Origin of the sequence: Heyndrickxia sp. NPDC080065 (assembly GCF_050281185.1) — a bacterium.
Taxonomy (GTDB): domain Bacteria; phylum Bacillota; class Bacilli; order Bacillales; family Bacillaceae_C; genus Heyndrickxia.
The window spans coordinates 1-5047 of the sequence record NZ_JBNNWS010000042.1; the positions used below are offsets into that span (position 1 = coordinate 1).

The following is a 5047-nucleotide window of genomic DNA, read 5'->3' on the forward strand; positions in this document are numbered from 1 at the left end:
TTAAAAGGCATGAGCCCAGTACAATACCGAGCTCATACCCAACAAGCTGCCTAACCGAAAAAACCTGTCTAACTTTATGGGGTCACTTCATTTTCGGTGTTTTTTGTATGAGATTTAGCTTGTTATACCACCAACTATTTTAAGTTTTGTACGTCAAAACAGAACCCGTTAACCTTAGAGTGGTTTTTTATTTTTCTGCTTAAATATTTTTACTTTATCAAATACCTACTGTATTCATTAATACTACTCGATATCCATCCGGGTCCTCTATTGTAATCCCACCGCGATCCCAATATGGATTTTCTGAAGGCACTTGACGGTAGCCCATTTTGATCAATCTATTCGCAATATCATTTTTCTTAAAAGTATCCGCCACATAGAAGACTAGCAACTGATCTTCCGGTGGTCGTGGGATAGAACTTCCATTTTCATGTTGGGTAAATTCCAAATGGTATGTTCGATCAGGCAGACCAAACATTACCCCTTCATACCCTTCATGCTTGCTGAACCCACCCACTTTTTCAAGACCTAATCCTTCGCCATAAAACTCGACTATTTTTTCGAGTTGATTGGTTGGTCTTGCGACTCGAAATTGCACTGCAGGAACTGGTGATGACCATTCTTTTCGCACCGTTATTTCATAAGGCAGTGACGGATGTTTCAAATGTGCATCCTTATTTCCACTTACTACTAGTTTAATAGGATGAATTTCCGCAGGGCGGTTCGTTGGATACCAGTTCCTTCCCGTCTTTACTAATACACCTACCCCGTCATCGTTGCCGAAAAAGGAAAACATATCATTGTTTGTTTCAAATTGATTGTCCATATAAGGTAAAAGAAAATCACGCAGCTCATAAATATTTTGGCTAGGAAGCCCAACTTCGCCTACATCATGCCACCCATTTGGCTCTTTGTCACCGTGGCGGAAAGGCCGCTCCAAAATTTCTAGGATATTACCGTCCGGATCGTAAAAATAAGCTTGTTTCCCCTTCCAATACATACTTATTTCTCCCTCTTCATTGGGTAGGAGTAAATTTTCCTTTTTTAAACGATTGAATATTTCATCAAAAAAAGCAGCTCCTAATCGGAAACAAACATGGTAGTATGGCGGAATATCACCTTTTTCAAAATAAACTCTTGTAGTTCCTGCCAGAACAGCAAAACTATTTTCACTTTCATAAACAAGTTCCATTTGTAAAAGCTTTGTATAAAAATCCTTCATTTTTTCCATGTGAAAAGCGTTTAGTTGTACACGAAAAATTTTCATGATATTCCCCCTCAATCTCTATACGCAGGCATTCCGCTATATACGGAATGCCCTGGATTACTTATTTTCCTTCTCTTATTTTGCTTTCTTTGTTAACTAAATTTCGCCATGTGTAACGATGCTTTCTTTCCAGTTCTTCTTGTCTCAACTTCACTAATTCTACGTGCTCGCATGAAAATAACATACTGAACCCTCCATTTTAAATTTTTTAATTATCATAAACACGTATGGATGTTGTTTCATTTCAGCTTGATATTTTTTTGTTTTCTAGCTATATATTAATCTTTATTAGAAAAATCCGAATCCACACATTGAATGAAATTATTTCAAACTTTAGTCGTAGAAAAGTCTTATGGAAGATGGAGAAAAAATTAAGAAGGTTCTTTAAGTGAACACGCTGAATTTTTCGCGAATAACGCCGAACTCGAAAAAAAGCAGCTACTTAGCTGTCCTTCAAATGATCGATGAAAGACAGCTTAAACATTCCTTGCCGGTGTATTCTCTTTCACGAGTTTGGGGATAAAAAGAAAATCCGTATTCAAGGAAAGTCATGTTAAAATATAAACAACTCCGCAGAATTCTCACTAATCTTGGCGGAAATAACCAGAAACATATGCCTTCCCATTATTTAGCTGCTTTTATGATCATCGTCGTTGGAAATTTTCTTGCTTTATAGAGTGAATAATATCGGTCAGACACTTCCGCTTCCGCCAAAGCTAACTCAGATGATACATCGCTTTCAATCACTCTATCTATCGTAAATCCAGCTTTTATTAATTCATTTATGTACGTGCTCATTTTTCGCTTGTGGATAACCATTGGTGCTTCTTCGCCTTTAAATGTTTCGTATACTTCCGTTTCTTCTTGCTGGTAAGATCCATGAAGCGTAATTTGGCCGTTTTCACTTCTTATATGGGGGTATAGAGGATGATCCCAGCTAAAAATAAAGCTTCCTCCCTTTTTCAAATAGGAATAAATTAGTCGAAAGGTAACAGCTAAATCCGATGTCCAGCCAATCGCATAAATAGAATAAACAAAGTCAAAATATTGTTTCGGCAAGCCGATCTCTTCCTCCATTGGAGCACAGTACAAATGGGCATTTACATTCTTTAGAGTTTCTTCGGCAGCCACTTTTTGTAACTCTGATAAGTCAACACCCCATAATTCACTTGCCCCTTTGCTTTCCATATAAAGTAAGGAATGGCCACTTCCGAATCCAATATCTAAAACTCTCTTATTTTTCACATCACCGAACAATTGAAGCTCGTCTTCTGTTTGTGCAAACGGACCGTAGCTTGGCAGAGCATCCTTTCCGTTGAAATGGTGTGCTACTATGTTCCAGCTATTCTTATTTTGGTTTAAAATTTGATTTGTCATATTCATCCCCTCCATCGTTTTATTATTCGATAAGAGGACGAGAACACCTTTAAAATTTTCAAAGTGTTTCCTTAATGTAACTCCTTCTCCGACATAACTTATATTACCTCATATTTTCCGTCACCGAATTGATCTAAAAGAGTTCAACAAAAAGAATATTAACCCGTTAATTTTTTTGGGGGTTATATGGGATTTTATGTTAAACTAAATAAAATTGCGAATATTTCTACTTAAAGACGAAGGTATAAGTATTGGAGTGATTATGTGGAAAATAATATTCTAAATCGTATTACCGCTATTCAAGGTCAAAATAACTTCTCGGGGAGTATTCTTGTAAAAAAAGGTAACGATGTTTTGACAGAGATAAGCTATGATTATGCTAATCGTTCTGAACAAATCGAAAATAAGACATTTACAAGATATGGCATAGCATCAGGTTGCAAACTTTTTACATCAATAGCAATTTGTCAGCTTGTGGAGGCTGGAAAACTCTCTTTTGAAACAAAATTAGAAGATTGTCTTAATGTTTCTTTTCCTAATTTCGATGAAGATATAACCGTTCATCACCTTTTAACACATACGTCTGGAATACCTGATTATTTTGATGAAGAAGTTATGGGGGATTTTGAGGAATTGTGGGTTAAAACCCCGATGAATCTTATGAGAACCTTAAAAGACTTCTTACCACTACTCCAAAATCAACCAATGAAATTAACAGTTGGTGAGAAATTCCAGTATAACAATGCTGGATATATTTTGCTCGGATTGATTGTAGAACAAGTAAGTCAACTACAATTTGCTGATTATGTTGAGAAGAATATCTTTGAAAAGGCAAGTATGGATAACTCGGGTTATTTTGAATTTGACTCACTTCCTAAAGACACAGCACTTGGTTATATTGATTTTCCAGATGGGACTTGGAAGACAAATATTTATTCATTACCTGTAAAGGGTGGTTCAGACGGAGGGGCATTTGTAACCGTGAATGATATGACAAATTTATGGGATGCTCTTATAAATAATCAATTATTAAGTGAAGAATATACTAACAAATTACTTACTCCATATGTTCGAACAAATGATAATAATGGTTTTTATGGTTATGGGGTGTGGATTGAGAAAAAAAGTGATGAAGTTTTAAAATATCATATAATGGGGTATGACCCTGGTGTTAATTTCCATTCTGCTTTTTATCCCAAAACATCTATTAAAACTGTAATATGTTCGAACAAATCAGAAGGAGCATACGACATTATGAAGGAAATTGAAAAAGAAATATTAAACCATAGTTTATGAAATAATACCTTAAAATAATGTGGATTTAAGTTGAATATAGCATTATTTGTAAATCAAAAAGGTCATTTTTATTGATATGAAGCCATTTACACAATTAAAGCAGCAAAAATAGCTCAAGTTTTAGCATAAAAATATACTTGCACAATAGCTATTGTACAGTGGTATTTAGTGCGATTTTTATAAACCTAAAGGTATGCTGTTTTTACTTAGGCAAAGCAAGACTATTTCTATATAATGCAGCCAAAGGAAGTTGATGGAACAGGTATTTTCTAAAAGTATATAAATATTATGATAAAACCAGGGTATAGGGTAGATAAAAAGGGGGATTAAAATGAAACGATTTATTATGCTTTTTGGTTTAATATCATTATTTACTATCTTAACTGCTTGTTCGTCAAAACCATCCTTGGAACTGGTTGGTTCAAAAGTCGATATTACAAACGATAAAGGTAAGGTTGGTTCAATAGGTATAACAGAAGGTGATAAGAAAGGACAGGAACTTGTACCAACGGCGTTATATTATGAATTTGAAATTAAAAATAATGGTCATAAAAAAATAGAAGGAATTAGTGATAAGGGAATACAAGTAAAAATTGAACCCAATGATAAATTAGTGGCTATCTGCAAAGAAACAGTTGGTTTCAATATTTTTAACCCCTCTTCATATAATGATACGGGTGTAGGATACGGTACTTCTTTTGATGGAGTAATCCTTCCTAATAAAAACGGGACATACATTTTAACTTTCGATTTGGGTGTAAGCGAAGAAAACCCACAAGTTCCTCTAAGAGTTCCATCAAAAGAAAAGTTAAATAAGCTTAAGGAGAATGCTTTAGATGCTTCTCTAATAGTAACTTTAGATGGTAAAGAAATAACTCAATTTAACTTAAAAAAGAAATAGTTAAAATTGTGCTATTTAATTTGATGAAAAACAATTAAAAACAGTAAAGCATCGGGCTAAAACCGATGCTTTTATTAGTGTTAAAATTTTGTATGATTTTTCCGATTTCTAAAGTAAGTATCCGCCGGTAGAACCGGCGGTTTTAATTTCGCCCTATAAGGGCACTTTACCAACAAAGCCCCTAAAGGGACCCCGAAATTGACCGC

Annotated in this window: 5 protein-coding genes and 1 pseudogene; 2 read left to right on the forward strand and 4 right to left on the reverse strand. The window is 34.8% G+C overall.

Annotated features, from left to right (window positions below):
* Window positions 1-217: 217 nt before the first annotated feature.
* From ACQKP0_RS25595 to ACQKP0_RS25610, 4 genes and pseudogenes are all read right to left on the reverse strand, one after another.
* Window positions 218-631: a VOC family protein gene (locus tag ACQKP0_RS25595; protein ID WP_427408639.1), complete on the reverse strand. Its 414-nt coding sequence runs from the start codon at window positions 629-631 to the stop codon at window positions 218-220.
* A 321-nt stretch (window positions 632-952) separates the two neighbouring features.
* A pseudogene (locus tag ACQKP0_RS25600) lies at window positions 953-1267 on the reverse strand (VOC family protein); the annotation flags it as partial.
* Window positions 1268-1328: 61 nt separating this feature from the next.
* On the reverse strand, window positions 1329-1451 hold the full coding sequence (locus tag ACQKP0_RS25605; protein WP_427408635.1) for a hypothetical protein: 123 nt from the start codon (window positions 1449-1451) through the stop codon (window positions 1329-1331).
* Between the two features lie 440 nt (window positions 1452-1891).
* Window positions 1892-2644, reverse strand: coding sequence for a class I SAM-dependent methyltransferase (locus ACQKP0_RS25610; protein WP_427408636.1), 753 nt, complete (start codon window positions 2642-2644; stop codon window positions 1892-1894).
* Window positions 2645-2908: 264 nt separating this feature from the next.
* On the opposite strand from ACQKP0_RS25610, the gene ACQKP0_RS25615 reads away from it, so the two are divergent.
* Together ACQKP0_RS25615 and ACQKP0_RS25620 are read left to right on the forward strand one after the other, a co-directional pair.
* A complete protein-coding gene (locus ACQKP0_RS25615; protein WP_427408637.1) occupies window positions 2909-3940 on the forward strand; it encodes a serine hydrolase domain-containing protein in 1032 nt (343 codons plus the stop codon).
* Between the two features lie 331 nt (window positions 3941-4271).
* Complete coding sequence (locus tag ACQKP0_RS25620; protein ID WP_427408638.1) at window positions 4272-4841, forward strand: hypothetical protein; 570 nt, start codon at window positions 4272-4274, stop codon at window positions 4839-4841.
* The last annotated feature ends 206 nt before the right edge of the window (window positions 4842-5047 follow it).

What these genes read in the sequence shown, in the direction of transcription:
- ACQKP0_RS25605 (WP_427408635.1), bottom strand. Translation starts at nt 1,451, where the DNA reads ATGTTATTTTCATGCGAGCACGTAGAATTAGTGAAGTTGAGACAAGAA.
- ACQKP0_RS25610 (WP_427408636.1), bottom strand. Translation starts at nt 2,644, where the DNA reads ATGACAAATCAAATTTTAAACCAAAATAAGAATAGCTGGAACATAGTA.
- ACQKP0_RS25620 (WP_427408638.1), top strand. Translation starts at nt 4,272, where the DNA reads ATGAAACGATTTATTATGCTTTTTGGTTTAATATCATTATTTACTATC.